Origin of the sequence: Protofrankia sp. Cj5 (genome assembly GCF_917627405.1) — a bacterium.
Lineage (GTDB): Bacteria > Actinomycetota > Actinomycetes > Frankiales > Frankiaceae > Protofrankia.
Map to the genome: position 1 here is coordinate 1 of NZ_CAKJTO010000046.1, position 17,254 is coordinate 17,254.

Genomic DNA, 17,254 nt, shown 5'->3' on the forward strand with positions numbered 1-17,254 from the left:
ATCCCAGCGGGCATGGGTGATCAATGTTTTCTCACTGTAGGCGAAGACGCCATCGGCCCGCACTGTCACCGTGACCTCAAAACCGATCGTGCGGGCGGCCTTCGCCAGATAGAGGTTGGACAGGATCCCGTACGTCTCCGAATCCACCTCCGCCCGCATGGTGAAGGCGGTCGCGTCCGGCGCCGCTGTGCCGCCAGCCAGCACGCTCTGCCCACGGGGCACATTGAAGCAACGCATCACCTGGCCGGCAACGGCGTCCCACAACCAGTAACCGACCTCGGTGTGGAAGGGGTTCTCCTCCCCTGCGCGCCACGCGGCGGTGCGGTAGTCCAAGCCATACAGCACCTGCGGGCCGTTCGCCACCGGGCCGAACGGCTTGAGCGACATACGTTCACGAAACGGCGTCTCGACGATGCGGCCCTCGGCGTTCGAGAAGGCCACGTCGAGGCCCTCGTCGCCCTCCCACTCCCCGGCCAGCGCCGCCAACGGCCCGAACTCGGTGGCCTGCACGCTCTCCACTGCGAACCCCTCTTCAACCGGCTCGAACCTCCCGGACCAGCGCAGTCCGGCATGCAGGACGTTACCGGTCGTCTCCGGTATCGCGGACGGATCCGGCGCATCTCGGCCCGTGAGACTGACAGCATTCGAGCAGATGGTCCCGAGACGGCGCCGACGGCTCACGTCCTGTGGGTGATGCGCCAGGCGTTCCTGGACTTTGACAATGGGTGGCGCGAGCCTGGGTCCCAGACCCGATTCGGTGGCATTGCCATTGGCACAGCCACCGGCGCCAACAGAACAGGAGCAAGATCATTAATATAAGACCTGAGGTGGTGCCGCTGCCGGTATCCGATGTGGATCGAGCCAAGAATTTCTGCGTGGCACTCGGCACGGGGCTTACGGCGGCCGTCCCCGGCAGGCACGAGAAAGAGATCGGGCGGGCCGGCCCGGACTGGCCAGACTGGTATGCGCGGTACATGGTGGGCGCGCGGGACGTGCGGGTGGCTGGCGGATGACCGGCCGCGACTACGATGTGATCGTCGTCGGGGGCGGCTCACCGGGCGAGCACTGCGCTGGCGAGCTGGCCGATGGCGGCCTACGGGTGGCGCTGGTAGAGCGGGAGCTGGTCGGCGGCGAGTGCTCGTACTGGGCGTGCATCCCGTCCAAGACGCTGCTGCGCCCCGGCGAGGCGGTGTGTCAGGCGCGGGAGGTGGGAGCCACCGCGCGAGTGGATGTCGCGGGCGCGCTGGCCTATCGCGACTTCATGGTCTCGGACCACTCCGACGCCGGGCAGCAGGCCTGGCTGGCGAGCAAGGGCATCGACCTGATCCGCGGCACCGGGCGCCTGAGCGGGCCCGGCGTGGTCGAGGTCGACGGCCGGCGTTACGCGGCGGCGCATGTGGTGTTGGCGACCGGCTCAGATCCGGTCATGCCGCCGGTCCCGGGCCTGCGCGAGTTGGACGGTGTCTGGACCAACCGCGAGGTGACCGGCATGAAGGCCGTCCCGCGCCGCCTGCTGATCGTCGGCGGTGGGCCGGTCGGTGTCGAGATGGCTCAGGCCGTGCGCCGGCTGGGCGGCGAGGTGGCCCTCGTCGAGGGCGCGGGACACGTGCTGGCCCGCGAGCCCGCGCCACTCGGCGAGGCGCTCGGTGAGGTTCTGCGCCGTGACGGCGTCGAGCTGCTCCTCGGCGCGCGGGCGGCCGCGGCGCGACGCGACGGCGGGGATTACGTGCTGACCCTCGAGAGCGGCCGCGAGCTACGTGGCGACCGGTTGCTGGTCGCCACCGGCCGGCGTCCCCGCGTGGACGGCATCGGCCTGGAGACGCTCGGTGTCCAGGCCGACCGGCGCGGCGTCGCGGTCGACGCCTACCTGCGCGCCGGTGAGCGCCTGTGGGCCATCGGCGACGTCACCGGGGTGCGGCTGCTGACCCATGTCGGCAAGTACCAGGGCGAAGTCGTCGCCGCGAACATCCTCGGTGAGCCCCGCGAGGCCAATTACGAGGCTGTTCCGGACGTGGTCTACACCGACCCACAGGCGGCCGCGGTCGGCGCCGCCGAGGGCCGGTTCACCGCGACCGCACTGGTGTCCGAGGTGTCCAAGACAGCCACCTACACCCACGCCTACGCCAGGTCGAACGGCTTCCTGACGCTGTGCAGCGACGGCGACCGGCTGACGGGCGCCTACGCGCTCGGCCCCGAGGCAGGCGAGTGGCTGCAGCAGGCCACCCTGGCCATCCGCGCCCGCGTGCCGCTCGAGGTGCTGCGCGATGTCATCCAGCCCTTCCCCACCTTCTCGGAGATCTACGTCAGTGCGCTGAAGGCGCTGCGCAACGAGATCACACAAGAGACCGCGGCGGACCGCCACCCGGTCCGGATGGATACGTCGTGAGCGTGTCTCGCCTGGACAGGCCCGCCGCTTAGTGGTCGGCACTTAGAGCGACCGGCAATAGGGGACGCGGCGTCGCGGGGCTGGGGCACGCACCTCGCTGTGTTGTCGTCGGTCACCACCCAACACCAGGGTGGCTCCCTCCTCCGCCTCGCGATGCACGCACCCCAGCCCCGCTCCTTGATCCACGCCCCTATTGCCGGGTGCTCTTAGAGCGCCCGGGGCAGGTCCGCTATGCCCTGTCCTCGCCCAATGCGCCAGAGCCGTCTCGATCACTCCGGCGCGACACGCGAGTCAAGCCCTACCCAACTGTCGATGACATAGGACGGCACCGCTTTACTAGTAGGCACAGTGCCTACCTTGCGATCATCTTGCCGCCGCGCGTCGGGCCAGCATCCGCTGGACACGCTGGCAGCCGGCGCGGCTGCCTCATCAACCGCGCCGCGTGGTTGCCGCATGCCCGGCGCTTTCAATATCGTCCGGCAGGCGGGCACTGTCCTGGGACAGCCTGGCGTCCCCAGCAGCAGTCAGCAACTCAAACCTGTCGACGTTACGCGAGAACCGGGATGACGTTCGCGATCCACGCGGACGGCCTGACCAAACGCTACCGGCACCGGACCGTGGTGGACTGCCTCGACCTCCAGGTGGCGACCGGTGACCGGTTCGGGTTCCTCGGCCCCAACGGTTCGGGCAAGTCCACGACTGTCCGCATGCTGCTCGGCCTGGTGCGCCCGAGCGCCGGTAGCGTCAAGATTCTCGGCCGGAGCATGCCCCGCCACGCTCGGCAGGTACTGCCCAAGATCGGTGCGCTGGTCGAGGCTCCCGCGTTCCACACTTTTCTGTCGGCCCGGGTCGAGTTGTCCGCGCTTGACGCGGCCGGCCGCGGCGGTGCTCGACGCAGCCGCCGGAGACGGATCGAGGACGCCCTCGACCGGGTCGGGCTCGGCGCCATCGACGACCGGCCGATCAGCAGGTTCTCACTCGGGATGAAACAACGGCTCGGCCTCGCCGCGGCCCTGTTGCGCCGGCCTCGTCTGTTGATACTGGACGAGCCGACAAACGGTCTCGACCCACAGAGCATCCGGGAGATTCGTGATCTGCTGCTTGAGCTGAACGCCGAGGGAACGACCGTCTTCCTTTCGTCGCACCTGCTCTCGGAGGTTGAGATGCTTTGCACCGAGACAGCCATCATCTGTGATGGCCGGCTGGTCGCGCATGACTCCCTTGACACGTTGTGCGGGCCGACCGGCCGGGTCACCCTGCGTACCCCGGATTCCGACCTCGCGGCGCACCTGCTCGAACGGGTGCTCGAGGCCCGCGACGGGCATTCCCTGGTCGCCCGGACGCAGAACCCGATGGCGCTCAACGCCGCGCTGGTCTCAGCCGGTGTGCGCGTCTCCGAACTGGTGGTGGAACGACGATCACTTGAGGATGTCTTCCTGGAACTGACCGGCAATGATCCAGCCGGTGACCTGGAATCCATCCTGGATGACCGATGATCCGCGTCGAGCTCCGGATCCTGCTGGTACGACGGCGGACGTGGATGTCAGTGCTGATGCTCGCGGCACTTCCAGTGATCGTCGCACTTTTTTTGAAAATTAGCGGAATAGGGTCGAGCACCGCAAGTCCAGCCTTCCTCGCGGAGGTCGTGCACAACGGGACGTGGCTTCCGGTCGCGGCCCTCGCCCTCATCCTGCCGTTGTTCCTACCGGTGGCGGTACTGCTGCTGGCCGGTGAGGCGATCGCTGGCGAGGCCAACGCGGGGACCTTGCGCTACTTGGTTATCCGGCCGGTTGGCAGGGGCCGGCTACTGGCCGCGAAGCTCGCCGGGATCATGGTTTATCTGGTGATCGCGGTGACGGCGGTGATCACGACCTCCTTCGTGGTCGGCTGGGGGCTGTTCGGGCTGGCCCCCATCCGGCCGCTGTCCGGCGCTGGGCCTCCTCTCTCCCTGTCGCAGGCAGGCATCCGGATCGCGCTTTCAGCGCTGTTCGTGGCCGCGTCCATGCTCGGCATCGTCGGCATCGGGCTGTTCCTGTCGGTGGTCACCGCTACGCCGCTCGCGGCGACACTCGGAGCCCTCGGTGTCCTCGTCACCGCGGGAGTCCTCGATCAGCTGCCGGCTGCCGCCGCGATCCAGCCATACCTGCCGACCCACTACTGGATGGGGTTCGTCGACCTGTTCCGTGCACCCATGAGCTGGGTGAACATCAGACGTGGGCTGGTGCTCGAGAGCGGCTACGGGGCGACAATGATCATCATTGCCCGGATCGTGTTCGGCACCCGGGACATCACGAGCTGATGGCCCCATCGCGACCAGCCGTTACGAGCTGATGGCCGCACGACTGACGGCCGTCACGAGCTGACACGGCCCGCCTCGGCGGCTTGACGGCTGCCGGCTCGGGTGCGCCGCGGGTCCGGCCCGATGACCGCCGCGAAACGGCGTAGATACTCGTACTCGAGGCTCAGCATCCGGGCGGTATGTGTGTCGAACGCATCCCTGCTGCCGTGCAAGAACGCATCGTGACGGGTCGTGTGCAGCTGGCCCACTTCACGGGTGAGGTCCTCGTCCGACAGCTGGGCTGCGGGAATGCCTTCGGGACGATGCTTCATACCGGCTGGCATACCCACCTGGGCGGTCCCGGTCACCTGGCTGTCACCACTGGGGCGGGTCTGCTGGAGCGTCGATCGCGTCCCTGCCTTCTCCCTGGTGGGCGCCGGACCAGCCGATCACGGCCCGCCCGGCGGTACGGACGAGAGCCTGGGGCATCATTCCCAGACGGCCGTCATTCCCAGGCGACACGGTTGTGCGGGAGGTGAGGCGAGATGGTCGACGCTCATGGCGCGGTGGAAGGATTTCGCCCGAGCAGCGGTGGGCTGCCCTTCATCAACGACTTTCCGAAGCAGCCCGTCCTGAAGATCAATATTCCGGGTATCGGGCAGGTACCGATCGGTGACGCCAGTCGCGGCCTGTGCGGCGGCATGATCTATACAGCGCGTGATCTTTTCGAGGCGAGCCTGACCCCACCGGCGTTGCAGGAACCACCGCCGCCGGGCTCACCGCTGTACCGCTACATCGTTCGCCGGCTGTTTGACAGCTTCGACATCCCGCGCGGTGTTGTCCGCTACTACCAGCTCATGGCGACTCCGGACACGGACACCACGCGGTCCTCGCTGACGGTACGCGGTAGCCGGCGCATCACGGTCGTGAACGAGTGGCCGCGGCTGCGGCTCGACCTCGACCGCGGCGTGCTGGCCCCACTCGGAGTCATCACACTGCGCTCGTACGACCCGTTCCAGCTCGGGGCCAACCACCAGTTGCTGGCATACGCCTACGAACAGCGACAAACCGCTGTCACCCTCTGGGTCTACGACCCGAACACCCCCCTGGAACGAGCCGATGACGTGACGCTGTCGTTCGATGTGGCGTACCCGGCCGGATCGGTTCCGATCACCCACAACCTGGCCATCGGTGGACGTCCGGTGCGGGCCTTCTTCCTCCCGCGCTATCGTTGGGTCAACCCGCTGCCGGCACTGGCCGACGCCTAAGAGTAACCGGCAACAGAGTGCGTGGCGTCGCGACGAGGGCTGGGCGGGTTGTGGAGCCCGGTGGTTGCGAGGCCATGGCCGGGACCGGCATAGAGCCCGTTTGTCTCCAGCGGCCCGGCACCCCTATGCTTGCAGTGTTCCCAACGGTTGACACTGCGGGTGGGTTGTAGCTTGGCCCGGTCGCCGTCGCCCGCCCCCATCGTCTAGCGGCCTAGGACATCGCCCTTTCAAGGCGGTAGCACGGGTTCGAATCCCGTTGGGGGCACACTCCGATCATCAGCCAAAACCCCCGCGCTACCAGGGGTTTTGACCTCGCTGAACCTCCTTTGACTGTCCGGCCGTGTCCGGTTGGTACCGGCGGACTCCGGCGGTCCGCGCCAAACTGGCGCCGAAGTCCGCCGGGTGCCCTACGCCGTGCCAGCCCCTCCCCCTCCGTCGTCGGACTTCCAACCGAGAGCTTCTTCGATGCGGCCCCGCATGCGGGTCTCCTCCCCGTCGAGGCACTTCGCGTAGATCTTGAGGAGCACCTCCACGCTGTGCCCCGCCCAGCCTGCGACCAGCGTCGCGGGGACACCGGCGTTCAGCCACGTGGACACCGCCGCGTGACGGAGGTCGTAGGGCGTCTTCCCAAGTACCGACGCGGCGACCTCCGGCGTGAAGGTGGCCGCCCGCGCCCGGCTCCAGATGCGAGTGACCGTGAGACTGGAGATCGGGTCCGCGGCCTCCGTCACGAACAGCCGACCGCCGGGGCCGGTCCCGAACAGGCGGAGGTGGCGGTGCAGCATCGCGGTCAGCTCGGGCGGGCAGGGAACGTGCCGGACCTCGCCGGGCTCACGCTGCTTGAGCTGCCGGTCATCACGGTCGTCGCCGGTGTTCGTCCACTCCTTCCCGGCGTGGGGAGTAGCCCGCCCCAAGTGCAGCTCACCCCACCCCCGACCAGGAAGCGCAAGATCTTTCTCCTTCAGCGCGGACGCTTCCTCCGGACGAAGGGCCGCCAGGTAGAGGCACCCGAAGTAGGCCTCCAACCGGGGTCCGTTCTCCCTGAGTCCAGGCACCGCGCGCAGCAGCGTGCGTGCCTGGACGGGGTTGACGACGGAACGGCGGTCCACGACCTGGACGCCGCGCGGCGCCTTCCACTTGAGCGCCGGGATCGGGTTGACGGCCAGGAGCTTGCCCTCCATCGCGTACGCGACCGCATTGTTGAGGATCTTTCGCCAGCGCGTGACGACACTCGCGGCACGGGGAGTGCCGTCAAGCTTGACCGTCAGCCCGTCCAGCACCTTCCGCAGCGTGGACGGGTCAGCCAGGCTCGACACCGGCCGGGTGTGGGAGGCCACCCACCGCAGGGCATCCCGCATCTCGTCGGAGATGTCCTCGCTGTCCCGGAGCGCGGTGTTGAAGGCCCGGCGGCGCAGCGCCGTGCGCAACACCCTGCCGTCAGGCATCCCCCTCTCCGTCGACAGAAGGCACAGGGTGATGGCGGTGAGCGCCTCAGCGAGGGTCCGCCTCGTGGTCGCGGCGGAGCGCGACCACTTCGCGTCCGTGTAGGAACAGGCGAACTCGTACCAGGACATGCTCACGTCCATGCGGTCCATGGAGATCGGGCGCCCGGTGGCGACGTAGAAGGCCTCACCCTTCCTCGTCGCGGCGACGAGGTCGGCGCGGAAGCTCTCCTCCTGCGCCCGGTTCCGGAAGGCCTCCCGGAATGATTTTCCGTCGACGCTCCATCGGACGTAGTAGGTCGTGACCCGGCTGCCGCGGTAGATCTCCGTCTTCCAGATGCGGACGTCGTAGGTGGTGGTCGTCATCAGGTCAGGTCTTTCGCGAGGGAGGCGAGCCAGGCGTCGAAGTCGACCCGGCGAATCCGAAGCTCGCCGTTCGGGAGCTTGATGCAGGCCGGCGCCGTGTTCTTCGCGCGCCAGTCGTAGAAGGTGGAGCGGGCGATCCCGAGCTCATCGCAGAACTCGGAGACGCTCATGAACCGTCCGGTTCCTCGGGCCGCACCAGTAGTCCTGGCGTGGCGGCGAGGGTTCGCATGTGCCGCAAGTGGGGGCATCCTGGTGTCGCTCCGTCCTGGGGATGGGGTGCGGCCCCGGCGGGTTGCTTGGTCGGCTGGTCGCCGGGCCGCTTCGGCTGTGCGTGTCGAGGTACTTGGTCGGCGTGTTTGGTGGGCGGATGGCTGCCGTCCCATCCGTCCCACCCTCATCAGCCCTGGTGGGCGGGGGTGTGGGCGGGACGGCGGGACGTTTCGATCCGTCCCACCGGCAACGCGGGGTCGTCCTCGGGGCCGGTGGGCGGGTCGTCGATCGGGGGGCAGTAGCGGCGCCAGGCGTCCAGGAAGTCGGCGCGCTCGTAGCCCTTGCCCTGTTCGCCGGGAACGCGGACGTTGCGGGAACGGATGCCGTGCTCGTGAAGAAGGTCGGCAAGGCGGCGGGCGGACAGGCCACCGGCTCCCATGTCGGCCCAGGGGGCTTCGGGGTCGGCGTTGAGAAGGGCAAGGAGCTGTTTGGTGAACAGCGCGGTGGTGGAACTGCCGAACGCGGATCGGACATCGATGAGTAGCTGGACCTTGAGACTGGGCGTCTCGTCGGCGGTGGCTTCGGCAATCATGGTGATCAGAGCGTGGCGGGCACGCTCGGGCCAGTCGCGGCCGGCGTGGTCTGCGATCGCGATCAGGGGTTCCCAGGTGTCAGCGGCGCGGTCGTCGACGGGCATGACGGGTTCGGCGAGTTCGAGGATTTCGAGGGTGGGGCGGAGCCAGCCGTCCAGTTCCTCGGCGAGGGTGCGCAGGTGCGGCCGGTCGCGGCGGTGCCGGTAGGGGGCGACCGTTTCGCCGTTGATCCGGCGGCGCATGCGGATGATGACGGAGCGGTCTTCGATCGTGTCGGGCATCGTGCCGATTCCGGCGAGGGCGGCCATGGCGAAGGTGGGCAGGACCTCGCGGGATCGGTTGGCGGCGTCCCAGCGGATCGCGGGCCGGTTGCGCTGGTGGCCGGCGTTGAGGAGTCCGCGCAGGTCCTCCTTGGCGTCGCCGGACCGGGCCGCCCCGAAGATCGTGTCTGCTTCGTCGACCAAGAGCGTCGGGGGATCTTCGTCTATGGACCGGTAGACGGCGGCGGTGGAGGCGTTGACCGTGATCAGCGGGCTGTGGCAGGTCGCCTCCACGACGTCCAACAGGCGGGACTTGCCGCACCGCTTCTCCGGGGCGCGGATGACCAGCCGGGGAGCGTGAGCCCACGCGGGTTGGGCGTGGCTGGCGGCGATCCACAGCGCGACCGCGTCGACCGCTTCGGGGGTCGGCAGGACCACGTAGCGGGTGAGGGCGGTGTGGAGCCGGTCCAGGATCGCCGCTCCGTCGATCCCGGCGTCTGGTGGTGGGGTCATGGGGTGAGTCCTTCCGCGGCGAATCCGCCGGTGATGGCGGCGGTGATGTCGCGGTCGGTCTGCTCCGCCTGCCGTCCGACGTCGGCGAGGGCGGTGATCGCGTCGTCGGTGGTGAGGTGTCCGGCCAGGACGATGCGCGCGACGCCGCGGGCTGCGCCGTACAGGGTGGTTCGGCGGCGTCCTTCGGGGGCGCGGGCGACGGTGTCGAGGGTCGCGGCCAGTAGCGCGGCGGGATCTGAGATGCCCCCTCCCCCGAACCGTGCCAGGCGGGCCACGGGGGCGGGCCGGCGGAGCGCCGGGGCCGGGGCCGTGGAGGTGCGACAGGCGGTGAGGAGGGCGGGGGGCATCTCGTTGACCGGCCGGTCACCCACCCACCGGTACGGCGTCCCGGTGCCCGGGTGGACCGACGGCGGGGCCACGACGTACCCGCCGTCGGCCTTGATGTCGACACCGGCCCGGCCCGGCAGGGGCCGGGAAAGGATCGTCCTGCCGGGGTGGGCGTAGTGCAGATGCCACCCGCCACCGCCGGTCGCCACGGCGGCGGTGGGGGTCATCAGCGCGGGGTCGAGGGTGCCGCCATGGGCGGGGTCGATGTCGACCACGACCAGCCCGGACCAGATGCCGGTACGGATCGCGAGCAGTCCGTCCGGGACGGCGGCGAGCATGGCGGCGGCGCGGTCGGGCTGGTTGGTGGCGGCGTAGAACCCGTGGCAGGTCAGGCAGGGGCAGGTCTCCCGGTTGTGGGCGGGGTCGTCCTTGCTCGCCTGGCAGTCCGGGCAGTTCGCAACGGGTCGTTTGGTGCGGCCCAGGACGAACACCCGCCGGCCGGCGTCGATGAGGGCGAACGCCGCGTTCAGGCGGGGGTCTTCGGGCTGGTTGGTGTAGGTGCGGGTGGGGATCCCGGCGCGTTCGGCAAGGTCGCGGGTGTGGGTGGCGCCGCGGCTGCCGTCGGCGATGAACGCCAGGCACAGGTCTGGCCGGGTGTCGACCATGGCCGTGTTGCGGCGGGGTCCGGCGGCGCGGCCGTGGCGGGCCCATTCGGCGAGGTGGTGTTCCACGCCCCACCCGTGGGCGGTGGCGATGTCCTCGGCGATCCGATCGGCGCCGGTGGGGCAGGCTCCGCAGACCAGCACGACCCGGCGGCCGGCGGCGTCGCGGGCGGCGCGGTGCAGGGCTCCGGCGATGGTCCGCCGGTTGGTCCACGTCCGTGATCCGGTGACCAGAATCCGCATCGGACGGTCGGTGGCCGGGAGCGGAGTGGTGCTGGGACGGATCGAAACGTCCCGCCGTCCCAGCGACACCCCGTCTGACCTGCGGTGCTGAGGGTGGGACGGATGGGACGGCAGATCCGTCCCATCCGTGCAGGCCGTGGTCATGCGTTCTCCAGGGAGCCCCAGTGGGTGCCGAGGATTTCGGCGTCGGCGGTGATCGGGATGCCGCGGAACGAGGTGGTCATGACTGTTTCGAGCTGACGGCGGACGTCGTCGGCCTGGTCGGTGGGCACGTGGAGGATGACTTCGTCATGGACAAACAGCCACAGCGCGTCATGCAGCCCGTGGCGGGTCACCAGCTCGTAGACCGCGGCCACGAGGAGATCACGGGCGGTGGACTGGACGGCGTAGTTGGCGTTGGCGTAGGGCCGGTCGGGGTCGGCGGGGATACGCCGACCAGACCCGGTGATCACGACGGGTTCGGCGCCCATGCGGGTGGAGTAGGCGGCTACGCCGGGGTAGGCGGCGCGCCAGCGGGTGAGGACGTCGGCGGCCACGGTCTGGGGGGCGCCGGTGGCGTTCATCAGGGCGCGGACCCCGCCGCCGTAGATCGTGCCGAACGTGGCCCGCTTGGCCAGCGTCCGCTGTGCCTTGGTGAAGTCCGGACCAAATAGCAGCCGGGAAGTGGCGTCGTGGATGTCCGCGCCGTCGAGGAGTACGCGGGTGAGGGCGGAGTCACGGGACAGGGCGGCGGTGACCCGTACTTCGACCTGGGAGAAGTCGCAGGAGATCAGGACGCGGCCGGGGTCGGCGCGTAGGCAGTGGCGTAGCCGGGGGTCGGTCTTCTTCAGCGTCTGCAACGCCGGGTTGGTGATGGACATGCGGCCGGTGCGGGTCCGCAGGGTGTTGATCTGCGGGTGCAGTCGGCCGTCCGGGTCGGCGGCGGTCAGGAACGATCTCAGGTTCGCGATCGTGTTCGACGTCCGTGCCACTGCCCGCCGCGCGGTGAGCATGGCTCGGACCTGGTCGGGCAGGGTGAGCTGGCCGGTGTCGAGGTCGCGGAACAGGGTGGTGAGGGTGTCGGCAGTGACCTGCAACCGTCCGGTCGCGGTACGTGGCCCGGGTACCCCGTGCGTGTCGAGCCAGGCGGCGAACGCCGGGCTGGTGGCCGCACAGCCGATGGCGGCCCGGATCGCGTCGTTGGCCTGGCGGTGGGCGGCTTCGGTCTGGTCGAGCAGATGGCGGGTGTAGGGCCGGTCCAACGCCAGGCCGCGGATCGTGATCCCGGTGGACTGCGCGGCCAGCCACTGTTCGACCGGGACCAGGTGGGAGAACGGTGCGCACAGCCGCAGCAGTACCGGCAGCAGCCGGCGGACGTAGACCGCGTCCAGCCCGGCGTAGACCACATAGGCCGGGTCGTCGGCGGGGATGTTCATCCACCCCCAGCTCTTCCACCGGGTCCCGGCCCGGTGCGCGGGCGGGGCCAGCGCCTGCATGCGGGCATGCAACGCGGCCTCGGCGAGGGTCAGCCCATCGTCAAGATGGCGGGCAGTGAGTGTCTTGAGGCCGTGACCGGCCCGTTCGTCGGGGTTGATCAGCTTGGAGAGCAGGTGTGTGTCCGCGGCCCGCTGTCCCAGCGCGATCCCGAACGCCGACCACACCGCCAACGTGTCGAAGTTGGTGTGGGTGACGAACCGGCGTGCCGGCTCGCCCAGCACGCCAACGGCGGCGGCGTGCTGGGCGGGGTCGAGGGGGTTGAGTACCCATGCCACGGTCGAGGTGGCGACCTGCACCAGCCGCAGTCCGGCGTCCGGGCCGAAGTGGCCCGGCCCGCCGTCGGGCAGGGTGCGGGTCTCCACGTCCAGACCGAGCACCTGTTGTCCGGCCAGATCTCGGCCCCACGCGGCCGGGTCGAACTCGCCGGGCCCGGGGACGTGCACGATCATCCGGTGGCCGCGGTGGGTGCGCTCGTAGACCGCCATCACCCACCCCCCGCCGGCCCAGCGCAGACGGGGCAGACCCACAGCGGCGGCGGGTCGGCGAGCACCATCGCCACCCCGTGCCGGTCGCAGACCAGCGGAGTCGGGTCGGGCAGAACGGCGGCCAGCCAGCCGTACCCGTCCCCGGCCAACGCACGGCCGGCCGCCGCGGCAGGATGGGACCGGTAGGGCAGGGCCGCCGGGACAGCGGGACTGACAGCGTTGAGATCGGGCAGGTCGAACAGGGCTGAGGTGTCCGCCGGCACGGCGGCCTGCGCCGTGGGCTTCACACCACACCGCCGGGCCGCGTGGTGGCCCCCCGGCGGGCCTTGCCGAGCTCACGCCGCAGCGATCGCAGCTCCTTGTTCGCGGCCTTCAGGTCTTCCTGGGCATCGTTCAACTCGTCCCGAAGCTGGTCGATCTCGTTGTGCAGGTCCTCGGTGATGACGTCGGCGAGGTACTGCTCCAGCGACGACAGGTCCTTCGGCGGTATTCCCGCGGTGGCCGGGTGGTCTTCAAGCGCGCGCCGCGTCACCTGGTACTCGTCCGAGGTGACATCCGGCATCGCGTTCGGGGTGAGCAACCCCGTCAGGCGGTTCCAGGGCATGGGGAAGTGATCCTTTTCGGGTGAGGTGGGCGGCGGGCCGGCCCGGGTCTGGCGGGGCATGTGGGCCGACCGGCCGCACCACGAGGGGGTCTAGAACGGCGGTTCCGCCGGGGCACCGGCGGGCACCGACCACGGGTCGTCCGCGGTGGCCGGGGCGGGCGGGGTCTGTCCGGCGGTGCCGCGGGCGGCCTTGACGACCTTGGCCGTGGCGTAGCGCAGTGACGGGCCGATCTCGTCCACGTCCAGCTCGAAGACGGTGCGCTTCTCGCCTTCCTGCGTCTCGTAGCTGCGCTGCTTGAGACGGCCGGTCACGATCACCCGGGCGCCCTTCGAGAGGGACTCGGCGACGTGTTCGGCGGGCTGGCGCCAGATCGAGCAGCGCAGGAACAGCGCCTGGCCGTCCTTCCACTCGTTGGTCTGGCGGTCCAGGACCCGGGGGGTGGACGCGACGGTGAACCCGGTGACCGCGGCGCCGTTCGGCAGGAAGCGCAGCTCGGGGTCCGCGGTGAGGTTTCCGATCACCGTGATGGTGGTTTCGCCGGCCATGTCGGCTCCTTCGGTGCGGCTTGGCTGGTCTGACGGGGTAGGCGGCGGGTGAGGTGTGAGGGGTGTCAGCGGCGACGGCGGCGCTTGGGCTGGGCGGGCTGGTAGCCGTCCGGGCCGATGACGGGGCACAGCGGGGTGCCGTCGAGGTGGGCCCAGGCCGGCGCGGTCAGCCCGTGTGCCGCGTAGGGGGTGAGGTCGTCGGTGGGCGGCTCGCTGATGACCTCCTCGTCGCATTCCGGGCAGACGTGGTCCGGGCAGACGTGGCCCATGGGTTTCTCCTTCGTGGGTCAGCGGGCGACGACGGGCTTGCGGAGGTCGCGGTGGGTGACCTGCGGGCGGGCGAAGGTGACCAAGCCGTCGGCGATTGCGAGCGCGACGGTGGGCGCGCGGTGTCGGCCACCCGCGCAGCCGACGGCGACCCGGTAGGGGTCGGCGGGACGGGTTCGGGAACGGGCGCGCAGATCGGCGACGGTGTCGGCGATGAGCTTCGTGATGCCGGGGGTGGTCATGACGGCCTGGCGGACCTGGTGATCGTCGGCGGTGAGGGCCCGCAGGTGTGATGTGACGTGCGGGTCGCGGTAAGGGCGCAGGTCAAGAATCAGGTCGGCGTCGGGGGGTGGACCGTGAAGAAAACCAAACGAGGCGATCAGGATCTTCCGGGACATGACAGCTTCCTTTCCCTTCGAATTTTGGCTTTGCAGACCTGTTTTTGGGATGGGTGTATCCACTCACCGGCCAAATTCGCCGGTTAGGCGGTGCGGGCGTAGAGGCCATAGCGGGGCTGGTGAATGAGCTTGTCGGCTTCGAGAGCGTTCAGGATGCGGTGGATGGTGGTTTTGCTGTAGTCGCAGTGGTCGCGGATATCGGCCAGGGCGACTGCGTCGCGGGTGATGAGCCGGTAGATGTCACGGCCGGCGGCGCTGGCCAGCGAAGGGTAGGCGCCGGCGTCGGCGGGCGACTCGTCCTCGTCGGCCGGTTCGGGTGCGGGAGTGGTGAGGCTGATCCAGGCTGCGGGGCGCAGAGTCACACCGGTCGTGGTGGTACGGGTCGCCGTGGTGGGGATCGTCGGTTGCACCGGGGCGGGGGTCCAGTGGGGACGGTGGGCGGCGAGTTCCTCAAGGCGGGCGGCGACCTTCGGATCGTCGACGGCGACTTCGGCGATCAGGTCCGGGTCTATCGCTTCGCCGTCGAGGAATTCGGCGGCGATGTCGGCGGCGGCGCTGTCGGCCGCGTGGCGGCGGTTGTCGTAGACGTCCCCGAGCTTCTTCCGGAGCTGGTACCGAACGGCAGCTTCGAGTTCGAGGGTGGGGACGTCGGCGTAGTAGTCGGCGAGGACAGGTTCGGCGTCGAAGGAACGTCCGGAGATGTCACGGGCGCCACCGCCGACACGGTAGGCGAATCCGTGCGGGGGAAGCTTCTTCGCGTTCCCCTCGAAACCGGCGATCAGGTTGCCGGCTATGTTGCTGGTGAGCCGCATGACGATGCCGTTGTAGTTCAGCGCGTTGGACCGCAGGGATTCCGATCCGCCGAACACCGTCAGGTCGCTGTACTGGCTGAGCAGAACCACCCCGATACCGGCTTTGCGGTAGGCACGGGCGATGCGGTCGGCCACCCCGACGTTGTGCGCGGCCTCCACCGGTCCCACGATCTTCGGATCGAAGATCATGTGACATTCGTCGATGACGACCATGAGGGCGGGTTGGCGCCGGCTGATCGGGTGGACCTCTCGCCCCACCATGCCGTTGATCTTTGTGCGGAACTTCCCGACGGTGTCGACCGCTTGCAGCATGGTCTTGGCCCGGCCGTTGCCGGTCCCGAGGGTGGCCCAGTCGACATGCTGGGCCAGGGTCGGCAGGCTGCTGCCGTCCTGCGGGTCGATCATCCAGACCGTGACCAGGCCGGTCGACATCCAGGTCAGGCAGAGCTGTTCGGCCAGCCGGCTCTTCCCGGATCCTGACGAACCCAGGATGACCCCGGAGTACGCGCCGCGGTCGGGGTGGAAGGCCTCCCAGGGCATCAGGGCGCCGTCGGGCCAGACTCCCCAGTAGGACTGGCCGGTGGTCGGGTCGTAGCAGGCTTGCGGGCCGGGGTAGATCAGCGACGTGTCGGCGGCGGTGCGGTCGAGGGTGACGACGAGGCGGGCGCGGTGGTCGCCATCGGGGTGGTCCTCGAATTCCAGGTTCCGGGCAGCCATCCCCATGGCGGAGGCAATCAGGGGGATGCGGGAATCCAGCCAGGCACGGGACTGCCGGCCCCGCACGAGGTGGACAAGGAACGCTTCCCGGCCGTGGTCGAGCCGTTCGCGGTGGGTAAGGCGGGAACCTTCGACCGGGCCGCCGCGGCAGGCGACCCAGCGTGCCCACAGTTCCATGACGTTGCTGCCCTGTTCGGTGACCTCCAGCCGGGGCGCAACCGTGGCAACTTCCGGTGCGGGAGCCGGCGGGGCGGGTGCGGGCGGGTTGGGGATGTGGATGCCTGACCAGTACGGGGCGGCCAGAAGGTAGCCGCCGATCCACAGGACGGCGGCGTGCCAGCCGGTCGCCCCGGTGGCGGCAGCCCAGTAGAGCCAGCCCGCCCCCGCCGCAGTGGTGAGGGTGGCGTGACGGCGCCGGCGGGTCCGGTCGGCCCAGTCGGCGCGGCGGCCTTTCGCCCACCACCAGACGACCGCCAGGGTGAGGTAGAGCCCGGCGATCGTCGGCCCGGCCCCGGGGAGCATGTGACCTGCCGCGGCTCCGGCCCACAACAGGCCGATCACTGCCAGCGGCACGGCGTGGCCGCGGATCGACAGGGCATCGAACCGACCCCGGTCGGCGGCGGTCTGGGCGGCGGCAAGGAGCTGTTCGGCCCGGTCCCGGTCCCCGGCGTCGAGGGCCGTCTTCGCACGGGCCACGAGCTTGCCGACCAGCGGGTCGGCGGCGGCGCGTTCCGCATTTGCGTCCGCCTTGGCCTTGGCTTCGAGTTCGGCGGCGGTGACAAGGTGTTCCAGGGCGGTGTGGCTGTCGGCGGCGCCTGCGGCGGACGCGAGCAGCTGTTCCACTCGCGTGTCCACGGTGGCCGGGCCAGCCGGCCGGCGGCGGGGAGATGCCGGGGTGGTGCGGGGGTGGCTGGCCATCGTCCTGCCCTCCTTCGTCCTGGTAGAAGTCCGCCGGTGTCCGGGTGGGGACCGCGCGGCCCGCACGCCACCCGTAGGGGTGATGTGCGGGTCGCACGGACACGACCCGGGTGGGGTCAGTGCTGCCGGTAGAAGTCGGTGCTGTCGGCGGCGTCGACGGCGTTGACCGTCTCGGACACCGCGGCGTGGCCGCCGTTGAGCGCGTCCACGGCGAACTGGACGCCGTCGCGAGCGGTGGTGAGCAGCTCCCGCACGGCGTGCACCGGGTTGACGACGTCGGGGTCGGTCAGACCGGCGTTGGCCATGCCACCAAGCAGCGACTCCAGCTCGCTGGACACGGTGTTGGTGATGTTGGCGTGGAGGGCGGACAGGTAGCGCACCGCGGCGTCACGGTCGATGACCTCGGCGGACGGCTGGCTGGCGGTGGCGGGAACGATCGCGGTCATCACGGGTCCTCTCGGAAGGTGGAACGGGGCGATCCGG

General features: G+C 69.9%; 19 protein-coding genes and 1 tRNA gene. 6 read left to right on the forward strand and 14 right to left on the reverse strand.

Annotated elements, in window-relative coordinates:
- The coding region (locus tag MJ777_RS11920; protein ID WP_239376043.1) for a heme-binding beta-barrel domain-containing protein at positions 1-519 on the reverse strand (519 nt) is incomplete at its 3' end.
- Positions 520-875: 356 nt separating this feature from the next.
- On the opposite strand from MJ777_RS11920, the gene MJ777_RS11925 reads away from it, so the two are divergent.
- The 4 genes from MJ777_RS11925 to MJ777_RS11940 all read left to right on the forward strand — a co-directional run bounded on the left by MJ777_RS11925 (position 876) and on the right by MJ777_RS11940 (position 4,685).
- Positions 876-1,013: a hypothetical protein gene (locus MJ777_RS11925; RefSeq protein ID WP_239308208.1), complete on the forward strand. Its 138-nt coding sequence runs from the start codon at positions 876-878 to the stop codon at positions 1,011-1,013.
- Positions 1,010-2,386, forward strand: coding sequence for an NAD(P)/FAD-dependent oxidoreductase (locus MJ777_RS11930; RefSeq protein ID WP_239308207.1), 1,377 nt, complete (start codon positions 1,010-1,012; stop codon positions 2,384-2,386). The genes MJ777_RS11925 and MJ777_RS11930 overlap by 4 nt, the downstream gene beginning before the upstream one ends.
- 563 nt (positions 2,387-2,949) lie before the next feature.
- Positions 2,950-3,882, forward strand: a complete 933-nt coding sequence (locus MJ777_RS11935; protein WP_239308206.1) for an ABC transporter ATP-binding protein — start codon at positions 2,950-2,952, stop codon at positions 3,880-3,882.
- On the forward strand, positions 3,879-4,685 hold the full coding sequence (locus MJ777_RS11940; protein ID WP_239376045.1) for an ABC transporter permease: 807 nt from the start codon (positions 3,879-3,881) through the stop codon (positions 4,683-4,685). Before MJ777_RS11935 ends, MJ777_RS11940 begins: the two co-directional genes overlap by 4 nt.
- 53 nt (positions 4,686-4,738) lie before the next feature.
- On the opposite strand, the gene MJ777_RS11945 is transcribed toward MJ777_RS11940, so the two are convergent.
- On the reverse strand, positions 4,739-4,996 hold the full coding sequence (locus MJ777_RS11945; protein WP_239308223.1) for a DUF6158 family protein: 258 nt from the start codon (positions 4,994-4,996) through the stop codon (positions 4,739-4,741).
- A 213-nt stretch (positions 4,997-5,209) separates the two neighbouring features.
- Between MJ777_RS11945 and MJ777_RS11950 the strand changes: the two genes are divergently transcribed.
- Entirely contained in the window at positions 5,210-5,932 is a 723-nt protein-coding gene (locus MJ777_RS11950; protein ID WP_239308204.1) for a hypothetical protein, read from the forward strand.
- Between the two features lie 192 nt (positions 5,933-6,124).
- Positions 6,125-6,197: transfer RNA gene (locus MJ777_RS11955), tRNA-Glu, on the forward strand.
- A gap of 142 nt (positions 6,198-6,339) precedes the next feature.
- On the opposite strand, the gene MJ777_RS11960 is transcribed toward MJ777_RS11955, so the two are convergent.
- From MJ777_RS11960 to MJ777_RS12015, 12 genes are all read right to left on the reverse strand, one after another.
- Positions 6,340-7,740 (reverse strand): tyrosine-type recombinase/integrase, encoded by a 1,401-nt coding sequence (locus MJ777_RS11960; protein WP_239335085.1) that lies wholly within the window; start codon positions 7,738-7,740, stop codon positions 6,340-6,342.
- Entirely contained in the window at positions 7,740-7,910 is a 171-nt protein-coding gene (locus MJ777_RS11965; RefSeq protein WP_239335083.1) for an AlpA family transcriptional regulator, read from the reverse strand. Before MJ777_RS11965 ends, MJ777_RS11960 begins: the two co-directional genes overlap by 1 nt.
- A 227-nt stretch (positions 7,911-8,137) precedes the next feature.
- Positions 8,138-9,316 (reverse strand): DUF3631 domain-containing protein, encoded by a 1,179-nt coding sequence (locus MJ777_RS11970; RefSeq protein WP_239376047.1) that lies wholly within the window; start codon positions 9,314-9,316, stop codon positions 8,138-8,140.
- Positions 9,313-10,692, reverse strand: a complete 1,380-nt coding sequence (locus MJ777_RS11975; RefSeq protein WP_239376049.1) for a bifunctional DNA primase/polymerase — start codon at positions 10,690-10,692, stop codon at positions 9,313-9,315. Before MJ777_RS11975 ends, MJ777_RS11970 begins: the two co-directional genes overlap by 4 nt.
- A complete protein-coding gene (locus tag MJ777_RS11980) occupies positions 10,689-12,509 on the reverse strand; it encodes a DNA polymerase (protein WP_239376051.1) in 1,821 nt (606 codons plus the stop codon). The genes MJ777_RS11975 and MJ777_RS11980 overlap by 4 nt, the downstream gene beginning before the upstream one ends.
- Positions 12,509-12,796, reverse strand: coding sequence for a hypothetical protein (locus MJ777_RS11985; RefSeq protein WP_239376053.1), 288 nt, complete (start codon positions 12,794-12,796; stop codon positions 12,509-12,511). Before MJ777_RS11985 ends, MJ777_RS11980 begins: the two co-directional genes overlap by 1 nt.
- Positions 12,793-13,113, reverse strand: a complete 321-nt coding sequence (locus MJ777_RS11990; protein ID WP_239376055.1) for a hypothetical protein — start codon at positions 13,111-13,113, stop codon at positions 12,793-12,795. The genes MJ777_RS11985 and MJ777_RS11990 overlap by 4 nt, the downstream gene beginning before the upstream one ends.
- Before the next feature lie 90 nt (positions 13,114-13,203).
- Positions 13,204-13,659 carry a single-stranded DNA-binding protein gene (locus tag MJ777_RS11995; protein WP_239376057.1) on the reverse strand — a complete coding sequence of 152 codons (456 nt, stop codon included), beginning with the start codon at positions 13,657-13,659 and terminating at the stop codon, positions 13,204-13,206.
- Positions 13,660-13,724: 65 nt separating this feature from the next.
- Positions 13,725-13,928, reverse strand: coding sequence for a hypothetical protein (locus MJ777_RS12000; protein ID WP_239376059.1), 204 nt, complete (start codon positions 13,926-13,928; stop codon positions 13,725-13,727).
- Positions 13,929-13,946: 18 nt separating this feature from the next.
- Complete coding sequence (locus MJ777_RS12005; protein ID WP_239376061.1) at positions 13,947-14,324, reverse strand: RNase adapter RapZ; 378 nt, start codon at positions 14,322-14,324, stop codon at positions 13,947-13,949.
- An 83-nt stretch (positions 14,325-14,407) separates the two neighbouring features.
- On the reverse strand, positions 14,408-16,771 hold the full coding sequence (locus MJ777_RS12010) for a hypothetical protein (protein WP_239376070.1): 2,364 nt from the start codon (positions 16,769-16,771) through the stop codon (positions 14,408-14,410).
- Positions 16,772-16,887: 116 nt separating this feature from the next.
- Positions 16,888-17,217, reverse strand: coding sequence for a hypothetical protein (locus MJ777_RS12015; protein ID WP_239376072.1), 330 nt, complete (start codon positions 17,215-17,217; stop codon positions 16,888-16,890).
- Between the last annotated feature and the right edge of the window lie 37 nt (positions 17,218-17,254).

Coding starts and splice junctions, on each gene's coding strand:
- MJ777_RS11930 (WP_239308207.1), top strand. CDS start 1,010: ATGACCGGCCGCGACTACGATGTGATCGTCGTCGGGGGCGGCTCACCG.
- MJ777_RS11935 (WP_239308206.1), top strand. CDS start 2,950: ATGACGTTCGCGATCCACGCGGACGGCCTGACCAAACGCTACCGGCAC.
- MJ777_RS11940 (WP_239376045.1), top strand. CDS start 3,879: ATGATCCGCGTCGAGCTCCGGATCCTGCTGGTACGACGGCGGACGTGG.
- MJ777_RS11945 (WP_239308223.1), bottom strand. CDS start 4,996: ATGAAGCATCGTCCCGAAGGCATTCCCGCAGCCCAGCTGTCGGACGAG.
- MJ777_RS11950 (WP_239308204.1), top strand. CDS start 5,210: ATGGTCGACGCTCATGGCGCGGTGGAAGGATTTCGCCCGAGCAGCGGT.
- MJ777_RS11960 (WP_239335085.1), bottom strand. CDS start 7,740: ATGACGACCACCACCTACGACGTCCGCATCTGGAAGACGGAGATCTAC.
- MJ777_RS11965 (WP_239335083.1), bottom strand. CDS start 7,910: ATGAGCGTCTCCGAGTTCTGCGATGAGCTCGGGATCGCCCGCTCCACC.
- MJ777_RS11970 (WP_239376047.1), bottom strand. CDS start 9,316: ATGACCCCACCACCAGACGCCGGGATCGACGGAGCGGCGATCCTGGAC.
- MJ777_RS11975 (WP_239376049.1), bottom strand. CDS start 10,692: ATGACCACGGCCTGCACGGATGGGACGGATCTGCCGTCCCATCCGTCC.
- MJ777_RS11980 (WP_239376051.1), bottom strand. CDS start 12,509: ATGGCGGTCTACGAGCGCACCCACCGCGGCCACCGGATGATCGTGCAC.
- MJ777_RS11990 (WP_239376055.1), bottom strand. CDS start 13,113: ATGCCCTGGAACCGCCTGACGGGGTTGCTCACCCCGAACGCGATGCCG.
- MJ777_RS11995 (WP_239376057.1), bottom strand. CDS start 13,659: ATGGCCGGCGAAACCACCATCACGGTGATCGGAAACCTCACCGCGGAC.
- MJ777_RS12000 (WP_239376059.1), bottom strand. CDS start 13,928: ATGGGCCACGTCTGCCCGGACCACGTCTGCCCGGAATGCGACGAGGAG.
- MJ777_RS12005 (WP_239376061.1), bottom strand. CDS start 14,324: ATGTCCCGGAAGATCCTGATCGCCTCGTTTGGTTTTCTTCACGGTCCA.
- MJ777_RS12010 (WP_239376070.1), bottom strand. CDS start 16,771: ATGGCCAGCCACCCCCGCACCACCCCGGCATCTCCCCGCCGCCGGCCG.
- MJ777_RS12015 (WP_239376072.1), bottom strand. CDS start 17,217: ATGACCGCGATCGTTCCCGCCACCGCCAGCCAGCCGTCCGCCGAGGTC.